Genomic DNA, 19,366 nt, shown 5'->3' with positions numbered 1-19,366 from the left:
ATGCGCAACCTTAAACTCGCTAAGCTATTTTTACTTACCCTTTTTCTAACAAATTTTGCCTATTCGCAACAGGTAGAGTTGGGTGTAAATGCTGGTGGTGCTTCTTATTTAGGCGATTTAAATCAATACAATCCAGTTAAAATAACTGGTTTATCTGCTGGTGCTTTTGTAAAAGTTAATTTTGATCCGTATTGGGCGGTGGGTTTACATTACAATTATGGTAAAGTTAAAGGAGCAGATTCTCTTTCGAAATTTGCACAAGAAAGAGATAGGAATTTGAGTTTCTACACTCCTTTAAATGAAGTTAGCTTATTGCTTCATTTCAATTTTTTCGATATTTTTTCGCCAACAGCCAAAAAGAAACTTTCTCCATATTTATTTGCTGGTGTTGGTTTATTATCTTTTGAGCCAAAAACTCGATACAAAGGAGAGGAATACTTACTTAGATTATACAATACCGAAGGCCAGACTGAAAATTATAAAAAATTCACAGTTACCATTCCATACGGAGGCGGAGTAAAATATAGATTAAATGAGGGACTAACGGTTTTTGGTCAAGCTGGATTTAGAAGCCCATTAACCGATTATATTGATGATGTGAGTGGCGTTTATGCCAATAAAAATTCGTGGCCAAATGGTGGCCCCGGACCAGCACTATCTGATAGATCTGGAGAAAAAACAGGCATATATTTAGGAGATCCAGGAACACAAAGAGGCGATTTTAGAAAAAGAGATAATTACATGTTTGTAGGTATTGGTATATCTTATACCTTTGTGAGCCAAAAATGTTTTTCATTTTAAGACAGTAGATAGGGCAGAAATGGGATTTAAAGAACAATTAGATATTAATCGCTTACCAGAACACATCGCCATAATTATGGATGGTAATGGCAGATGGGCAAAAAACCAAGGCAAATTCAGAGTCTTTGGTCACGAAAGCGGAGTGCTGTCTGTGAAGGATATTGTAGAAGGCTGCGTAGATATTGGTATAAAGTATTTAACTGTTTATGCATTTTCTACAGAAAATTGGAATAGGCCTATTGAAGAGGTTAATGCTTTAATGGAGCTTTTAATTTCAACCATTAATGAACAGGCAGAAACCCTAAATAAAAATAATGTTAGGCTAAATGCTATAGGCGATTTAAAATCTCTACCTCAAAAATGTATTGATGATTTAGCTAACGTAATGGAAGTAACTGGTAAAAATACCAGATGTACGCTTACCTTAGCTTTAAGTTACAGTGCAAAATGGGAAATATTGGCAGCAACCAAAAAAATTGCTGAGCAGGTAAAAGAAGGTAAATTAAGTGTTGATGAAGTTACAGAAGAACTATTTAATGCGCAATTGACAACCTCAAATATCCCCGATCCCGAATTAATGATACGTACCAGCGGCGAGCATAGAATAAGTAATTTCCTGCTTTGGCAAATGGCGTATACCGAATTGTATTTTACCGAAACTCTTTGGCCAGACTTTAGAAGAGAAGATCTTTTTGAGGCCATTGTAGATTATCAGAAACGCGAACGACGCTTTGGAAAAATTAGTGAACAACTCAACTAATTTTAACTTTAACACTTTTTAACATGTGTTTAAATTAACTTAGCATCGTTTTTTAGATTGTAAATGAAAAGAATATACCAACTTATATTTTTGTTATTAATTGGCTCGCCAACTATAGCTCAAATTCGTAACCAGCCTCAACAGGCAACTCCTTCCTTAAAAGTTAACGGACTAAACCTCGACTACTTTGCGCCAAAAGAATACATCATTGGTGGTACAACTTTGTCGGGTACTCAATACTTAGATAAAGAAGTAATCATAACACTTTCTAAATTAACTAAAGGTGAAACAGTAATTCTTCCTGGTGAAGCAACTACTAACGCTATTAAGAACCTTTGGGCACAAGGATTGTTTGATGATATTCAATTAAATGTTACAAAAATTGTTTTAGACACCATTTATTTCGATATCGAAGTGGTAGAACGTCCGCGTTTAACCTCGTTTGAGTTTAATGGAATAAGCAAATCGCAGAAAACAGATATTTCTGAAAAACTAGCCGACAAAGCTGGTAAAACTATCATTAATGATAATTTGTACAATACAACAAGAACAATCATTACTAAGTATTTATTAGATAAAGGGTATTTTTACACCACTATTGACTTCCAATCAAAAAAAGATCCAAATCAAGAAAATAGTGTGATTTTACAGGTAAACATTAATAAAGGTAAACGTGTAAAAGTTCAAGAGATTAATTTTACGGGCAACTCTGTATTTAAATCGGCAAAACTTAGAAAGTTTTTAAAGAAAACTAAACAGAGAGCTTTTTACAAAGTTTTTGGTAGTGGTAAGTTTAATAAAGAGAAATACGAAGAGGATAAAATAGCGCTTGTTGCAAAAATGCAAGAGAAAGGTTATAGAGATGCTGCAATTTTGAAAGACAGTGTTTACAGATACAATGATAAAACCGTAGGAATTAAGATTGATGTATACGAAGGGCCTAAATACTATTTTGGAGATATCAGTTGGGTGGGTAATGCCAAATACAATACTGAATATTTAGAAAGAGTTTTTGGTATTGAAAAAGGTGAATTATTTAGCGAAGAAAAATTAGAGAAAAAATTGCGTGGTAGTGCCAATGGCGATGATGTTTCTAGTGTATACTTAAATGATGGTTATTTAACTTTTAACATTGATCCAGTACAAACTAGGATACATGGAGATACTGTTGATGTTGAAATGAGAATTTACGAAGGTCCTCAGTTTACAAACAACAAAATTACAGTAAAAGGAAATACCATTACTAATGATAAAGTGGTTTTACGTGAGATACGTATGAAACCTGGAGATAAATTCTCGAAAGAACTATTGGTAAGAAGTGTACGTGAGATTGGTGCTTTAGGTAATTTTGATGAATCTAAAACTAATCCTGTTCCTAAACCAAATTCTGATGGTACAGTTGATATCGAGTTTAATGTAGAAGAAAAACCTTCAGATCAAATTGAGTTATCAGGTGGTTTTGGTGGTGGCCGTGTTATTGGTACCTTAGGTTTAACGTTTAATAACTTCTCGCTAAAAAATATTTTTAATGGCGATGCTTATAGACCATTACCAAAAGGAGATGGACAGAAATTAAGTTTACGTGGACAAACAAACGGTAGATTTTACCAATCATACAGTTTCTCATTTTCTGAGCCTTGGTTAGGTGGTAAAAAACCTGTTAGTTTTGGCTTAAGTGCATTTACTTCATTACAATCTAACGGTGTTGATGCAAGTAACGCACAGTTTCAAAAAATCCGTTTAAATGGTGTTTCGATTAGCTTAGGTAGAAAATTAAAATGGCCAGATAACTGGTTCTCATTGGTGCATAGTGTTAACCTAAACCAATACATTTTAAATAATTATCCAGGGTTTTTATTCAGTACTGGTACTTCTTATAACTTAAACTTAACACAAGAAATAGCGAGAGATTCACGTAACCATAATATTTTCCCAACTGGTGGTGCTTATATCAGATTTACTATTCAAGCTACACCGCCATACTCATTGTTAAACAATGTAAATTACAAAACGGCTTCAGATATGCAGCGTTATAAATTTACCGAATACCACAAATGGAAATTCGAATCGCAATGGTTTACTAACGTAGTAGGTAAATTAGTATTTAAGGCGCAAGCTCAATTCGGTTTCTTAGGTAGTTACAATAGTGCTGTTGGTCAATCTGCTTTCGAGCGTTTTAAATTAGGTGGTGATGGTATGCAAGGTTTCGACTTTTTACAAGGATCTGAGCTTATCGCGATGCGTGGTTATTCAAACAACTCGGTTATCCCGGTAGGTGCTAACCCAACAATTGCGCAAAACTCTGGTAGCCCTATTTTTAACAAATATGTAATGGAATTGCGTTACCCAGTAATTAGCTCGCAACAGGCAACTGCATTTATGACAGTTTTTGCCGAAGGTGGTAACACCTGGGATAAGTTTAGCGATTTTAATCCGTTTAATATTAGAAGATCTGTTGGTGTTGGTGCAAAAATATTTTTACCGATATTTGGATTGCTTGGTATTGATTATGGATATGGATTTGATAAAATACCTGGCGTTGCAGATGCAAACAAAGGACAATTTCACTTTAGTATAGCTCAACAATTAGGCGGATTTAACTAAAAAATTAAAGTTTAATTATTGTTGTTTAAAAATGGCACAGTTTTTAACCAACTAATGAAAACACACACCGATGAAAAAAATAATATTAGCCAGCTTTTTGCTTCTAATGGGTTTAGGGGCATCAGCACAAAAATTTGCTTATGTGGATACTGAATATATCCTAAAGCATTTACCAGATTATAAAGCTGCTCAAAGCCAATTGGATGGTTTATCAGCTCAATATCAGAAACAGATTGATGATAGTTTTCAACAGATTGATAAAATGTACAAAGCTTACCAAGCAGACCAAGTTTTGTTAACAGATGATATGCGCAAACGTAGAGAAAACGATATCATCGAAAGCGAGAAAAAAGCAAAAGAAATGCAACGCCAAAAATTTGGTCCAGAAGGTGAGCTTTTTCAGATGAGAGTTAAGCTTTTAAAGCCAATACAAGAAAACGTATCTAAAGTAATTGGAGAAACCGCCAAAAATAAATTTATAGATTTTGTTTTTGATAAGAGCAGCGAATCTACCATGATGATTTATGCAAGTGCAAATTACGACATCAGCAATGATGTAATTGTAAGATTAGGTTATAAACCAGGTACACTTGTAAAATAATAAATAACACACAATCAATTATAAAACAAATATTAAGTAAATAGAAAATGAGAAAGTTAATTAACGTATTATTTGTAGCAGCTGGATTATTAATTACTAGCAATGTTGCAAATGCACAACAAAAATTCGGTCACTTAAACTCTGATGAGATTTATGCAACTATGCCAGAGGCTAAAGCTGCACAAACTACTTTAGAGAACTTAGCTAAAACAAAACAAGGTGAAATCGATAAAATGATCACTGAATATCAAGCAAAGTATAAAGCGGCAATTGACAAAGAAAAAACTTTAAGTGAAGCTAATAAAGAAGCTGTTGGTAAAGAATTACAACAAGCTCAAGTTGAGTTAGGCGATTTGCAAAAAAGAATTGAAGATGCACGTACAAAAGCAACTACAGATGTGCAAGCTGAGCAAGGAAAATTATATCCTCCAATTAACCAAAAATTATCTACTGCAATGGGTGCTGTTGCTAAAGAAAAAGGTTTAGCTTACGTTTTTGATATTTCTGCATCTGCAGGTTTCAATAACTTAATCTATTTTGATGGTGGCGAAGATATTACAGCTGCTGTTAAAACTAAATTAGGTATTTCTGCAACGGCTAAACCAGCTGCAACTCCAGTTAAAAAACCATAATTAAGTTTAAATAATTATCTTAGCGGAGTAGGGTTTAAATCCTACTCCGCTTTTTTTATGAACAAATTTCCAATTGGTGTTTTCGATTCTGGTTTTGGTGGTTTAACCGTTTTTAAATCAATTGCGCAAGAATTGCCTAAATACAATTACATTTACCTTGGTGATAATGCTCGTTCTCCTTATGGCGATCATTCCTTCGAAACCGTTTACCAATATACATTAGAATGTGTAGAGTGGCTTTTCGCTAAAGGATGCCCGTTGGTAATTTTGGCTTGCAACACCGCTTCGGCAAAAGCTTTAAGAAATATACAGCAATTAGATTTGACTAAAAAATATCCAAACAATAGGGTTTTAGGCGTAATAAGACCTACAGCAGAAGTAATTGGAGAATTTACCAAAACCCAAAATGTTGGCGTAATGGGTACAAGAGGCACCATTAATTCTAATTCTTATCCAATAGAAATTAATAATTTTTTTCCATCGGTTTCAGTGCACCAGCAGGCATGCCCAATGTGGGTGCCAATTATTGAAAACAATGAGCATGAAAGCGATGGCGCAGATTATTTCGTAAACCAATACATTCAAGAGCTCCTATCAAAATCTGCAGATCTAGATTGTATTCTTTTGGCTTGCACACATTATCCATTGCTCATTCTTAAAATCAAAAAGTATTTGCCTATTCATATCAATTTATTGGCACAGGGTGATATTGTAGCTAATAGCTTAGTCGATTATCTAACTAGGCACCCAGAAATTGAAGACAAGTTAGCGCAAAATTCGAAAAGAGAGTTTTATACCTCTGGAGATGTAAAAGCTTTTAATGAACACGCTTCTGTCTTTTTAGGCGAAGAGGTAAATTGTCAGAAAATGAAATAGGTATTGTTTTTTACTGGCAGCACAAAACTTCAATTTTAAACCCGGTAGTAGCGACATCCCCCGATTTTTCATCGGGGATATAGCGAATAACGGGACTGCAATTGCCAAACGCTTAAAGCCGTACGTTTTCTAATCAAAACCTGTCATAAACTAATTAACAGTTATATTACTTTTTTGTGTAAAACGGTTTCATTTTTGGTTAGGTTTTAAAATTTTAAAAGGTTAATTTTGCGGCTCAATCATCAATTCAATGAGCGATCAGATCAAGCACGAATGCGGTATAGCTTTTATCCGCCTGTTAAAACCTCTCTCATACTACCAAGAAAAATACGGTACTGCACTTTACGGACTTAACAAATTGTATTTGTTAATGGAAAAGCAGCACAATCGTGGGCAGGATGGAGCTGGTATTGCAACCATAAAATTAGACATGAAACCTGGTAGCCGCTATATTAGTCGCTACCGTTCTATGGCGCAAAATGCGGTTGCAGACATATTTGGATATGTGCAAAACAAGTTTGTAGATATACAAAATGAAACACCAGAGTTGATGAAAGATACCGAGTTTTTAAAGCAAAATGTAAGCTTTATTGGCGAGGTACTTTTGGGCCACTTACGTTATGGTACTCATGGTAAAAACAGCATCGAAAATTGCCATCCTTTTTTGCGCCAAAACAACTGGATGACAAGAAATTTGGTAATTGCTGGTAACTTTAACATGACTAACGTTGATGAATTGTTAGAGCAGTTGTATGAACTTGGTCAGCACCCTAAAGAAAAAGCAGACACAGTTACCGTTTTAGAGAAAATAGGTCATTTCTTAGATGATGAAAATCAAGTATTGTTTGATGAATACAAAAAAGAAGGATTGAGTAATGTGGAGATTACCCATAAAATATCCGAAAAACTTAACATCGCTAAAATTCTTCGTCGCTCGGCTAAAGATTGGGATGGTGGTTATACCATTTCTGGTATTGTAGGTAATGGAGATGCTTTTGTATTGAGAGATCCATCTGGTATTCGCCCAGCATTTTATTACGCCGATGATGAAATTGTAGTTGCTGCATCAGAAAGACCAGCTATACAAACTGCTTTTAATGTACAGATAAAACAGGTTAAAGAAATTGAACCAGGCCATGCTTTAATTGTTAAAAAAGATGGCACGGTAACTCAAGAAATGTACCGCGAACCTGCCGAGAAAAGAGCTTGTTCATTTGAGCGTATTTATTTCTCACGCGGCAGCGATGCCGATATTTATAAAGAGCGTAAGCAATTAGGCCATTTGTTAATTCCGCAAGTTTTAACCGCAGTAAAAAAAGATTTAAAAAATACAGTTTTCTCATTTATACCAAATACTGCCGAAGTTTCATTTTATGGAATGGTGGAAGGTTTGCACCAACATGTACGCGAGGTACAAAAAGAGGCCTTAATTGGAAATAAAGAACAGTTAAATGACAAGCAAATTGACGAACTCTTGTCGATGGCGCCCCGAGTTGAAAAACTGGCTATCAAAGATGTTAAGCTTCGTACCTTCATAACGCAAGATGCAGATAGAGGAGAAATGGTGGCACACGTTTATGATACTACCTACGGTGTAATTAAAAATGATACCGATACTTTGGTTGCGGTAGATGACTCTATTGTTCGTGGTACTACGCTTAAACAGAGTATCATTAAAATCATCGATCGTTTACACCCTAAAAAGATCATTATCGTATCTTCGGCACCACAAATTCGTTACCCAGATTGTTACGGTATCGATATGTCTAAAATGGGGCAGTTTGTAGCTTTTGATGCTGCAATACAATTGCTAAAGGAAAGAGGAATGGAGCATATCATAGAAGAGGTTTACGAAAAATGTAAAGCTTCGTTGTTATTGCCAAAAGAAGAAATCGTAAACCATGTAAAAGATATTTACAGACCGTTTAAGCAACAAGAAATTTCAGATCAGATTGCTAAAATCATCACTCCAAAAGGAACAGTTGCAGAGGTTGAAGTGATTTATCAAACATTAGATAATTTGCACATTGCTTGCCCTAACCACAGTGGCGACTGGTATTTCTCTGGTAATTACCCAACACCGGGTGGTAATAAAGTGGTAAACAAAGCATTTGTAAACTGGAAAGAAGGAAACAATCAAAGAGCTTACTAATGTAGTCTTATCATTCCAAGCTTGCGAGGAGTTTCTTTTATAAATAATTAAGGGTGAAAACGAAAGTTTTTGCCCTTTTTGATTCTGAAGTCCTGCTTTGCATTGCAAGTCCTCGGCTCGTACCTCACCTTCGGGCTTTCCACTCCAATCAGGTTTATTTTTTAAAGTTTCTGCTCTTGGCAAAAACCTTAAAACAACCATAGATTAAAATCAAGCCCTAAACAAACTTTCTTTAGATTTTATTTGTTAATTATCCAAAATACAACTAAATGAAAAAGATATTTTTAGGATTACTAGTCTGCTTAGGTTTAGCTTGTTCAGATGCTAAACAAAACAAAGTTGAAGATGCAATTACAAGAACCAGCGATAGCTTAAATGCCAAATTAAATAAGCTAAATGATACTTTAAAAAAAGTTGGTGATGATGTCAAAAATAAAATTCCTAAGGTTAAAATAGAAGTTCAACGAAGTATTCCTATCAGCTTACAATGGATTGGAATGCTTGCCAATGCGCAAGGAAGAGCAGAATTAACTAAGCAAGAAGATGGCTGGTTTAGTATAAAAGGTGAGCAAAACAACTCAAATAACGAGTTCCTAAAAATTAATGGTAAGTTAAAACGAACTGATGCCAACCACATCGCTTTTGAAGGAACAATAATTACTTACATAAAAAGTAACAACGGCGGTGCGCCATGCGAAAAAACAGGTAAGCAAACATTTTTAAAAAAGGGTGATAGAAGCTATTACCGTTTGCAAAATATGGAAAACTGTGAGGGTGGCAGGGTTTTAGATTATGTTGATCTTTATAATTTAGACGATATTCTGTAAATCTTAAACATAAAACTGATAATAGGTTTTATAAATTAACCATAAAGCAAACGCAATAATAATTATACCAGCTACTTTGTTCAATTTTCTTAAAGTATCTTCCTTAATTCGGTAACGCAATTTGCTAGAGTAATAGCTCTTTAAGCTGTCAATTGCCAACTGTGTAGCCATGGCTATAAAAAAGCAAAAAAGTTTTTCATTTAGCCTGTTGTTAAGCTTTACAGAGATTATCCCACTTACAATAATCCAAAACATTAAGGTAGATGGTGTTAATATGCACATTAAAAATCCTTTTAAAAGGTAGCCTCTTTTGCTAATTTTTATCATGGTATTGTTTTCATAGTTAATAGACACCTTCGAAAACAAGTAGTAAATCCCTACGGCTAGTAAAAATACACCTCCAAATATGCCAACATATTTATCAAAACTATCTTGGTAAACTAAAAACTGACTTCCAAAAAGTACGATGGCAATCAGAATGATATCGCTAATTATTACACCCAATGCCAAAGAAAAGCCAGCCATAAAGCCTTTTTCAATGCTAGTCTTAATCATTGCAAAAAAAACAGGACCAGTTAAGAATGAGGAAATTAGCCCCGCACCCAAACCTAGTATTATCGCTTCGAACATTCTTTTATCAATATAATTTGTGCTAATATGCAATTTTTAAAGCTAAAAACTATCCATTTTATGTTATAGTTTTTTTAGTAGTTTATAGCTTATACGCATATAATATACGTTAAAATAACGTTTATAAAAATTTTGTTGAGTGTTAAAAATACACTCAATAAACAATAAATTTTATTTAAGTTTAGCGAACCAAAATTTAATATTAAACTAAAACTTTAATCCACACATGGAACAAAATTCAAAAACCAATTGGGCACAGTTCATTCCCTTAGTAACTGTTTTCTTCTTTTGGGGTTTCGTTGCAGCAAGTAACGATATTTTAATACCAGTTTTTAAATCTGCTTTTAACCTATCTCAAAGTGAAAGTCAGTTGGTATCATTGGCATTTTACATTGCCTATACTATTGGTTCGTTAATATATGTGGGCATATCTGCCTTATTGAAAACAGATATTATCAACAAAATTGGCTATAAAAATAGCTTAGCGCTAGGTTTAGCAATTTCTGCTGTAGGTACATTGTTATTTTATCCGGCCGCAAATACAGGTTCTTTTCCATTAATGCTATCTGGTTTGTTTATTGTTGCATTAGGTTTTTCGTTACAACAAACAGTTGCCAACCCTTTGGCTATTGCATTAGGCCCAATTAAAACAGGTTCTCAACGTTTAACATTGGCTGGAGGTATTAATAATTTTGGTACAACCATCGGTCCGTTAATTGTTAGTTTTGCTATTTTCGGTTCTGCTGATAGTGGTAATTCAAATATCAGTATAGAAAGTGTTAAAATTCCTTATTTAATTTTAGGCGCTGCGTTTCTATTGGTAGCGATATTTTTAAAAATGTCTTCATTGCCAGATAAACCACCATTGGTTGAAGCCAAACTTGAAGATGGATCATTAAAAGGCTCTGCATTAAAATATCCTCAGTTAGTTTTAGGTATGATTGCCATTTTTGTTTATGTAGGTGTAGAGGTTTCTACAGCAAGTAATTTGCCAGCTTATATGGAAGAAGATTTAGGTTTTTCTATTAAAGATATTGCGCCCTACATTTCTCTATACTGGGCAAGTATGATGATTGGACGTTGGACTGGAGCTGTTGAAGCTTTTACAGATAAGGTTAGTTTACAAAAGGTTTTAAGGTTCGTTGCTCCTTATTTAGCTTTTGGTATTTTCTTATTAGTAAATGCCATTGCAAAACATGATTTAGCTCCATTTTACGTATATGCATTAATCATATTGGTATTAATTATAGCAGATATGGCAAGCAAAGGAAATCCAGCTCGTATGTTATTGATATTTTCTAGTGTAGGCATATTGGCTCTATTAGTTGGAATGTTTACCGATGGTATGGTTAGTGTTTATGCATTTACTAGTGTTGGTTTATTTTGCAGTACTTTATGGCCTTGTATTTTTACATTAGCTGTAAGTGGTTTAGGTAAACATACAAGTCAAGGAAGTAGCTATTTAATTATGATGATTATGGGCGGTGGATTAATAAGCTGGTTACAAGGATATGTTTCTGGATTTACTGGCATTCAGTACAGTTACGTAGTTGGTATTGCTTGTTTTGCTTATTTAGCATTTTATGCTTTAAGAGCGAGCAGTATTTTAAAATCTCAAGGTATCAACTTTGATGAGAAAATTTCTGGCGGACATTAATTCTTAACTACAATATTTAAAGCTCTCTAGTGCATACTGGAGAGCTTTTTTAATGATATAAAATGGCAAAACAAGCATTTAATGATATTTACATGAGGTTGGCCACAGATTTGGCAACCCGTTCTCATTGTGTGAGGGCTCACGTTGGTGCAGTATTAACAAAAGATACGCGAATAATTTCTATTGGTTACAACGGACCGCCAGCGGGTACGCATAACTGCGATGAAGAATGGCCAGAGAATGGATGCGCAAGAGATAGTAAAGGAAGTTGTTCTTTAGCTTTACATGCAGAAGAGAATGCAATTTTATATGCGGTTAAAAATGGTTCTAATATTGAAGGATCAACACTATATACAACATTATCTCCTTGCATAGCCTGCGCAAGATTGATTTTATCATCAGGTATTAAAAAAGTTTACTTTAAAGATTCGTATGCTGCTTATAAAGGTTTAGCTAGCGATGAAGGGGTTGATTTTTTATTGCGCTTTGGGGTAGATGTAGTGCAACATGAGGTTGAGGCATAGCGTTGTGATTAATCAGATAATTCAGTGATTTTTAGAAAAGCAACTCTTATCAACTATTAACATCAGTCCTTCTTTCCGCTAAATCTTTTTAGCTACCTTTAGTAGGTTTAGGATGACAGCTAAAAAGGATACCGCTTCAAAAAGGTTTATTAACACAGGTTTGTGCTGCTCTTAGAAGTTGCATTGTAGCAAACTAAATTTTTTATAAGTAGCGCTTTAGTGTAAAGCCTTCATTTGATTATTGCTTCAAAATCATATCATTACCGCTATTTTAAGTTCATAGCCCCGATTGTCGCGAAAATCCTTCTGTGTTGTCATGCTGAGCGTAGTCGAAGCATAACACAGAAGATTGAAGCAAAAAGCGGGAACTAACATTAATATTAGCACTGTGATTGCGCTTCAAATATTAAAAAGTGTAGGAAATCTCACCTCTTACATCTTACATCTCACTTCTAATTGTTACCTTTGCGCATGCTAGAAAAAATCATCATTCTCGATTTTGGTTCTCAGTTCACTCAGCTTATTGCTCGTCGCGTTCGCGAACTAAATGTTTACTGCGAAATCCATCCGTTTAATCATATTCCTGAGCTAGACGCTACTGTAAAAGGGGTTATTTTATCAGGAAGCCCGTATTCTGTACGCCAAGAAGATGCGCCATTTGTAGATTTAAATCTGTTTGCAGCTTATCCGTTATTGGCAGTTTGCTATGGAGCGCAATTTATAGCGCAACAAAACGGGGGCGATGTACAGGCATCAAACACGAGAGAATATGGTAGAGCAAATTTAGATTTTGTAAACCAAGATAATAAGCTTTTTAAAGGTATAAATGTAAATTCACAAGTGTGGATGAGCCATGGTGATACCATTAAAGTAGTTCCAGATAATTTTGAGATTATTGCTAGCACAGCTGATGTACAAGTTGCTGGTTATCAAATTAAAGATACCAATACTTATGCTATTCAGTTTCACCCAGAGGTAACACATAGTACCGATGGTAAAATATTATTACAAAACTTTTTAGTGGGTATTTGTGGTTGTTCGCAAGATTGGACAGCAGATGCTTTTGTTGAAACTACCATTGCAGATTTAAAACAGAAGTTGGGTAACGACAAAGTTGTTTTAGGCTTATCTGGAGGTGTTGATAGTAGTGTAGCTGCCATTTTGTTGCATAAAGCAATTGGTAAAAACCTGCATTGCATATTTGTAGATAATGGTTTATTGCGTAAAGACGAGTTTGAAGACGTTTTAGAGCAGTACAAACATATGGGTTTAAATATTAAAGGCATTGATGCAAAAGATAGATTTTTAAGTCAGTTAGCTGGCGTAAAAGACCCAGAATTGAAACGAAAAGCCATTGGTAGAGTTTTTATTGAAGTTTTTGATGATGCTGCCCATGAAGTGGAGGATGTGGTTTGGTTAGCACAAGGAACAATTTACCCCGATATTATTGAATCGGTTTCTGTTAAAGGACCATCTGCAACCATTAAATCTCACCACAATGTGGGTGGTTTACCAGATTTTATGAAACTTAAAATTGTAGAGCCATTAAATACTTTGTTTAAAGATGAAGTGCGTAGGGTTGGTAAAAGTTTAGGTATTGAAGGGTTTATTTTAGGTAGACATCCTTTTCCTGGTCCGGGTTTAGCGATTAGAATTTTAGGTGATGTAACTGCTGAGAAGGTTGCTATTTTGCAGGAAGCCGATGCAATTTACATCAATAACTTAAAAGAAGCTGGTTTGTACGATCAAGTTTGGCAAGCTGGAGCAATCTTTTTGCCAGTACAATCTGTTGGTGTAATGGGAGATGAAAGAACTTATGAGAATGTTATTTGTTTAAGAGCTGTAGAATCGGTTGATGGAATGACAGCTGATTGGTGCCATTTGCCATATCCGGTTTTAGCGAAAATTTCGAATGAAATTATCAATAAGGTGAGAGGTATTAACCGAGTGGTATACGATATCAGTTCTAAACCGCCAGCTACAATTGAGTGGGAATAGTTTAGTATTCAGTTTTTGATTTACAGTTAACAGTTTTTGGTTAGCAGTGATTTGATTATTGTGTTTATTTAATTTTTTGTAATGGGAATCCAGAAAAAAATAAGTTTTTATCTTTTCATTTTAACAGCTTGTACCTATATGGCGTGTTCGCCAAAAGTTACCAAAACTGTTGTTAAGCCAGTTAAAGATAATCCAGTAACAGAAAAAAAGGATAAACCAGCTGAAAAATTTACAGAGGCTAATATTGCTGTTCTTGTACCATTTAAGTTAAATCAGATCAATTTAAAAACAGCCACTAAAGTTCAAGTAGACCGAACTGATATGGCTATAGATTTTTACCAAGGCATTAAATTGGGTTTTGATTCTGCGGCTGCTGGTGGACTAAATTTTAACCTAAATATTTACGATACTAAAGATGATAATGCAGCAATAGCAGCTGTATTAAATAAAAGTGCTGTTAAAAGTAGTAATTTAATTATTGGTCCGGTTTTTCCTGAGGGAATTAAGTACATCACTAACTTCTCTATTACTAATGATTTGCCTGTGGTATCGCCATTGGCAGCAAGTAAGCCAAGTGAATTTAATAATCCCAAATTAATATCTGTTGTAAATAACATTAATCAGCATGCAGAAAAAGTAGCTGATTATATTGCAGATAAATACCCAAACAATAATAGCATCGTAGTTTTGATTAACCCTAAAAGAACAGCTGATGAGCAATTTGCAGCCCCTTTAAGAAATAGATTTAAACAAAAATATCCGAATCTTATCGTACAAGAGTTTACCTCAACATATATTTTTGAGACAAAGATGATTAGGAACAAGAGATATGCAGTTGTAATTTGTTCTGATGATGCAGCTTTTGTAAAGCCTAGTATTGACAAACTTTTTAAGCTTAAAAATTTAAGGACAGGTGGTTATGATTTAAACCTTTTTGGTCATCCAACGTGGCTTAAACAGACTTATAATTTAGATCAACTTCAGAATTTGAATACCATTGTAAGCACTTCCTATAAAATTGATTATAAAAGTACAGCAGTTGTTAATTTCATAAAAAAATATAGAGCTCAGTTTAAATTTGAGCCTAGCGAGTATTCTTTTAAAGGTTTTGATATTGGATTTTACTTTGGAAAAATGCTTTCGAAGCACGGAGCAAATTACCTAGATTTTATCACCAAAGAAAAATACAGAGGCTTACATAATTCATTTGAATTCGCCTACAATCCGCAATACGGTTATTACAACACAGAGCTGATGTTGTTGCAATACAAAAACCTAAATTTAAATCTAGTTGATTAAAGCATAAAACATATGAGAGTAGAACACCAAATTAGGGCTTTTGAGCAATTATTGCAAAGTTACAATGGTGTTGTGCCGCTACATCGACATTTGTTTGCTTATTTTAAGCAGAACAAACAAATGGGTTCATCAGATAGGAGATGGGCAACTCGGTACATTTACAGTTACTTTAGGTTGGGCAAAGCATTGGCAGAGGTAAATACTTTACAAAGATTAGCCATAGCAGATTTTTTGTGCAATGAAACTACGAGTTTAATCATAGCTTATTTTTTGCCAGATTTAGAACCCAAAATTCATTTTAGCTTAGCTGATAAAATAGATTTAGTGAGGGAAAAATTCCCTTCATTCGATTTGGAGCAAGTCTTTAGTTTTAACTCAAATTTATCTGAGCAAATAGATAGAGCAGCTTTTCTGCAATCGTTTTTCATACAGCCAGATTTGTTTATCCGAGTAAAATCAACTCATATACAGGTTGTGATTGACCAATTACAGGCAAATGGGATTATGGTAAAAGAGATTGGCGATACAACGCTCGCTTTACCTAACGGAACAAAATTAGAACAAATAATTGCCGATCCTAGATTGTATCAAATTCAGGATCTTTCCTCTCAAAAAACTGGGGATTATTTTGAACCAGATAAGTACGATTACTGGTGGGATGCTTGTGCCGCATCCGGCGGAAAATCTTTGCTGTTGCATAGTTTAGAGCCTAATATAGAGCTTTTAGTGAGCGATGTGAGAGAAAATAGTTTAAATAATTTGCAAGAACGTTTTCAGCTTGCCGGATTGAAAAAGTATCATTTAAAAGCGATGGATTTACTGCAAAACAACGACCAAATTTTGCACCACTATGAATTTGATGGCATTTTATTAGATGCGCCTTGCTCAGGTTCTGGCACTTGGGGAAGAACTCCAGAAATGCTTTACTTTTTTGAACAATATAAAATTGACAACTACGTAAAACTGCAAAAAGGCATAGCAGCCAATGTTGTTAAATATCTAAAAAAGGATAAACCTTTAATTTACATGACTTGCTCTGTGTTTAAAGCAGAAAATGAGGATGTTGTAAACTACTTGACTACTAATTTCGATTTAAAATTAGATAGAATGGAATTGATTAAAGGTTACAATGATAAGGCAGACAGTATGTTTGTAGCACGCTTGATTAAACAATAAGCTATTGGTAGGGATTTCTGGGATAAATCTAATTTTTGCTATTTGAATTTCTTTTTGTCATCTCTATTTGTGTTAAAAACATGCAAAATATAGATAGTATTAAATTCTTCAACTATTTCGAAAATAATTATATAAGGAAATTTGGGGACAACGTATTGCCTGTAATTTGCGAATTTTACTGGGTAGAATAATGGCTGATTAGCAATTGAAGATAGGCAAGCTTCTATAATATTTAAGAAATGCTCTCCTAAACCTAATTTTTGTTCTTCGTACCAATCATAAGAGACTTGTAGTTCAGCTTTGACTACAGACGCAAAAATAATAGTGTAACCCACTATTTATTTAATAAGTCTTTCTTAATTTCTAAAAATGAAGCGCCTTTATCATTTCCAGATTTAAGATCATCAGAACGCTTTTTTAATTCGTTATTTAGCGATTGATCTTGCCACCAATTCGCTGATAAAGAATTATTATCTATGGAATATGCTAAGCCTAATTTATCCAAAAATGCTTTGACAGTTTCTTCAGCAGACTGATCTTCAATATTTATAGTTAAAGTTTTCATAGTTAAAGATTTAATCACAATTAATTCAGGGGAATTATAAATTCAATTGATAGAAATTTACATTTGTGGCGGTTTTGATGACTTATATAAATAGCAATGCTATAGCGACGAAAAACAATAAGCTATTGAAGCCAATGTTTGATTTTGACTTTTAAATGCTTAACCGCCTCAAAGAGAATGGCCAAAGCACCAATAACTACCGTATATTTCTCAAAGCTATTCATGATCTACTTGGTTAACTTATAGACTAATTTAACCAAAAATTGTTACAAACCTGTATTTGTTCTGAATAATTTTATCGCAATAGCTAAAAGGATAATACCAAATGCTTTCCTTAAGATATTTAAACCCGTTTTGCCAAAGAGCTTTTCTAACCTAATTGTATTTTTAAGTACAAAATAAACAAAAAGCATATTTAGCAATATCCCAACAATAATATTTTGGGTGGCATATTCTGTTTTTAAGGATAAAAGGGTAGTCATGGTTCCTGCACCTGCAATTAAAGGAAACGCTAAAGGAACAATAGATGTTGCTGCAGAACTATCGGCATCATCTTTAAAAATGGTTAAACCTAAAACCATTTCCATCGCAATAGCAAATATCACAAATGAACCCGCAATGGCGAAAGAAGCCACATCAACTCCGATTACGTTTAATAAGGTTTTACCAGCAAAAAGAAAAATGATCATTAAAAATGTAGCTACAATGGCAGCTTTTTCAGATTCAATATGTCCTGCTTTTTTTCTTAATTCTATAATTATTGGAATGGAACCCAAAATATCAATGATAGCAAATAAGATCATTGTGGTTGATAATATCTCACTGAAATTGAATTGTAAATGTTCCATAAGCATTTTATATGTCAACAAAGTTAAATGATTTAATTTGAAGATAAATTAAATCAAGATTAATTCCTCTTAGAAGTAAAATTGCGTTCTTAAAGTTAATATGTTGTCATCCAAATCATCTTGAAAATTAGTTAATGCTGTTTTCTCATTTTTAACCATATCATAATAAATCACAGCCTTTAGGTTTGGATTAAAATGATGAAGAAAACCAACACCAAAAGTATCAAAACGAACATCTGCTCCAGATAAGCCATTTGCAGCTGTAATTTGATTTCCTTTTACTTTTGTATTTGGGTCATAAAAATCATATTTTAAAATCACCTGACTGTCTGTGCTATGTAAAGTCTGCACGAAAGTGAAATAAGCACCATTGAAGTTCCTGGTATAATAAGGTTGCCTTACGAAATTCTTATCTTCTGGTAATGTGCCAGGTGTATTACTTGCATTTGCCGTGCCTGTTTGCAATCCTGTAATGTATTCTGCTCTTAATTCGGATCTCCAGCTTTCTAACTGTGTTCTCAACTGAATATCTGCTCCATAATATTTTCTTGGTGCTACAGTGTTGAATATTGATGCAGCGGAATCTTTTCTCATTGCCCAAATGTTATTTTCATTTTTCATTTGGTATTTAACGTTAAGTTGATGGTTTAATCCACCTAGTAAGGCACTAACTCCTCCCGCAACGCGAAGTGGTATTTTCTTTAAATCAATCGCCTTATGACTTAACCTCATTACAAAATCTTTAGAGCTATCAAACTCTGCCGGACCCGATAAACCTTGACCGTTATAAATGCCCAAATCAAACTTAATGTTTTTAAACTTTGCATCCTTTTTACGAGGATTAAAGGTAAACATTACCCCTAAATCACGTTCTGTACGCATCAGTATTTGAGACATTCTGCCACGTTCTGGTGCTTCCCTAGCAGATGAAGATATTTGTAATTCATTGCCAAATGGCCTGCCAGCTAAACCAGCTGTAAAATAAAATAGTTGCCATTGATGCTCATAATATCTACCCCAAAAATCTCTCACATTCACACCTTGCTCCGTACCATCAAACTGAAATACAAAATAAGTTGATGGTGTGCCATCTTCGTTTTTTAGGCTGTAATCTGCCCTTAAACGTCCACGTCTTAATCTAAATCTATTGTCAGTATTTTCGCCAAAAGAACCGCCTTGGTAGTCTGCAGGCGCTCCTTTACTTTGCGCATATTGAAACTGAGGTTGTAAATAGCCACTAAAAGAAACAGTGCCAAACTTTTTAGAAATAATCAGTTGATTATTTACAATCGTGCTATCTAAAACATCATTAATAGTTTGTTGTGCTGATAAATTTGATCCGAAAGCAGTAATAAAAAAGATCAGTATAAGAAGATAGAAGGGACTGAACAGCTTCATTTTAATGTTTTTTTGCAA

At 34.3% G+C, this 19,366-nt stretch carries 18 protein-coding genes; 13 read left to right on the top strand and 5 right to left on the bottom strand.

The window, feature by feature from the left end; translation table 11 throughout:
- The 8 genes from porG to AC07XU_RS00215 all read left to right on the top strand — a co-directional run bounded on the left by porG (window position 1) and on the right by AC07XU_RS00215 (window position 9,253).
- On the top strand, window positions 1-801 hold the full coding sequence (gene porG / locus AC07XU_RS00250; RefSeq protein ID WP_494941625.1) for a type IX secretion system protein PorG: 801 nt from the start codon (window positions 1-3) through the stop codon (window positions 799-801).
- 19 nt (window positions 802-820) lie between these two features.
- Window positions 821-1,561 (top strand): undecaprenyl pyrophosphate synthase, encoded by a 741-nt coding sequence (gene uppS / locus AC07XU_RS00245; RefSeq protein ID WP_494941624.1) that lies wholly within the window; start codon window positions 821-823, stop codon window positions 1,559-1,561.
- 63 nt (window positions 1,562-1,624) lie between these two features.
- Complete coding sequence (gene bamA / locus AC07XU_RS00240) at window positions 1,625-4,165, top strand: outer membrane protein assembly factor BamA (protein WP_494941623.1); 2,541 nt, start codon at window positions 1,625-1,627, stop codon at window positions 4,163-4,165.
- Between the two features lie 70 nt (window positions 4,166-4,235).
- The gene (locus AC07XU_RS00235) at window positions 4,236-4,766 is read left to right on the top strand and encodes an OmpH/Skp family outer membrane protein (protein ID WP_494941622.1); all 531 of its coding nucleotides are present in this window, start codon (window positions 4,236-4,238) and stop codon (window positions 4,764-4,766) included.
- Between the two features lie 47 nt (window positions 4,767-4,813).
- The gene (locus AC07XU_RS00230) at window positions 4,814-5,398 is read left to right on the top strand and encodes an OmpH/Skp family outer membrane protein (RefSeq protein WP_494941621.1); all 585 of its coding nucleotides are present in this window, start codon (window positions 4,814-4,816) and stop codon (window positions 5,396-5,398) included.
- A 57-nt stretch (window positions 5,399-5,455) separates the two neighbouring features.
- Complete coding sequence (gene murI, locus AC07XU_RS00225) at window positions 5,456-6,274, top strand: glutamate racemase (protein ID WP_494941620.1); 819 nt, start codon at window positions 5,456-5,458, stop codon at window positions 6,272-6,274.
- A gap of 250 nt (window positions 6,275-6,524) precedes the next feature.
- Complete coding sequence (locus AC07XU_RS00220; RefSeq protein WP_494941619.1) at window positions 6,525-8,426, top strand: amidophosphoribosyltransferase; 1,902 nt, start codon at window positions 6,525-6,527, stop codon at window positions 8,424-8,426.
- Between the two features lie 269 nt (window positions 8,427-8,695).
- Entirely contained in the window at window positions 8,696-9,253 is a 558-nt protein-coding gene (locus tag AC07XU_RS00215) for a hypothetical protein (RefSeq protein WP_494941618.1), read from the top strand.
- A 3-nt stretch (window positions 9,254-9,256) separates the two neighbouring features.
- Here AC07XU_RS00215 and AC07XU_RS00210 read toward each other — a convergent pair whose 3' ends face one another.
- A complete protein-coding gene (locus AC07XU_RS00210; RefSeq protein WP_494941617.1) occupies window positions 9,257-9,883 on the bottom strand; it encodes a LysE family translocator in 627 nt (208 codons plus the stop codon).
- 226 nt (window positions 9,884-10,109) lie between these two features.
- Here AC07XU_RS00210 and AC07XU_RS00205 point away from each other — a divergent pair, with 226 nt between their 5' ends.
- The 5 genes from AC07XU_RS00205 to AC07XU_RS00185 all read left to right on the top strand — a co-directional run bounded on the left by AC07XU_RS00205 (window position 10,110) and on the right by AC07XU_RS00185 (window position 16,537).
- The gene (locus AC07XU_RS00205) at window positions 10,110-11,540 is read left to right on the top strand and encodes an MFS transporter (protein WP_494941616.1); all 1,431 of its coding nucleotides are present in this window, start codon (window positions 10,110-10,112) and stop codon (window positions 11,538-11,540) included.
- Window positions 11,541-11,602: 62 nt separating this feature from the next.
- Complete coding sequence (locus tag AC07XU_RS00200; protein ID WP_494941615.1) at window positions 11,603-12,064, top strand: deoxycytidylate deaminase; 462 nt, start codon at window positions 11,603-11,605, stop codon at window positions 12,062-12,064.
- Between the two features lie 471 nt (window positions 12,065-12,535).
- Window positions 12,536-14,062 (top strand): glutamine-hydrolyzing GMP synthase, encoded by a 1,527-nt coding sequence (gene guaA / locus AC07XU_RS00195; RefSeq protein ID WP_494941614.1) that lies wholly within the window; start codon window positions 12,536-12,538, stop codon window positions 14,060-14,062.
- A gap of 81 nt (window positions 14,063-14,143) precedes the next feature.
- Window positions 14,144-15,361: an ABC transporter substrate-binding protein gene (locus AC07XU_RS00190; RefSeq protein WP_494941613.1), complete on the top strand. Its 1,218-nt coding sequence runs from the start codon at window positions 14,144-14,146 to the stop codon at window positions 15,359-15,361.
- 12 nt (window positions 15,362-15,373) lie between these two features.
- Window positions 15,374-16,537 carry an RsmB/NOP family class I SAM-dependent RNA methyltransferase gene (locus AC07XU_RS00185; RefSeq protein WP_494941612.1) on the top strand — a complete coding sequence of 388 codons (1,164 nt, stop codon included), beginning with the start codon at window positions 15,374-15,376 and terminating at the stop codon, window positions 16,535-16,537.
- Window positions 16,538-16,575: 38 nt separating this feature from the next.
- On the opposite strand, the gene AC07XU_RS00180 is transcribed toward AC07XU_RS00185, so the two are convergent.
- From AC07XU_RS00180 to AC07XU_RS00165, 4 genes are all read right to left on the bottom strand, one after another.
- Window positions 16,576-16,872, bottom strand: coding sequence for a type II toxin-antitoxin system RelE/ParE family toxin (locus tag AC07XU_RS00180; RefSeq protein WP_494941611.1), 297 nt, complete (start codon window positions 16,870-16,872; stop codon window positions 16,576-16,578).
- A complete protein-coding gene (locus AC07XU_RS00175) occupies window positions 16,872-17,102 on the bottom strand; it encodes a hypothetical protein (RefSeq protein ID WP_494941610.1) in 231 nt (76 codons plus the stop codon). The genes AC07XU_RS00180 and AC07XU_RS00175 overlap by 1 nt, the downstream gene beginning before the upstream one ends.
- Window positions 17,103-17,368: 266 nt before the next feature.
- Entirely contained in the window at window positions 17,369-17,950 is a 582-nt protein-coding gene (locus AC07XU_RS00170) for a MarC family protein (protein WP_494941609.1), read from the bottom strand.
- 69 nt (window positions 17,951-18,019) lie between these two features.
- Entirely contained in the window at window positions 18,020-19,348 is a 1,329-nt protein-coding gene (locus AC07XU_RS00165) for a putative porin (protein WP_494941608.1), read from the bottom strand.
- Window positions 19,349-19,366: the final 18 nt, after the last annotated feature.

This window comes from Pedobacter sp. GW456-11-11-14-TSB4, from assembly GCF_059424425.1.
This window is presented reverse-complemented; position numbering and strand designations above follow the sequence as displayed.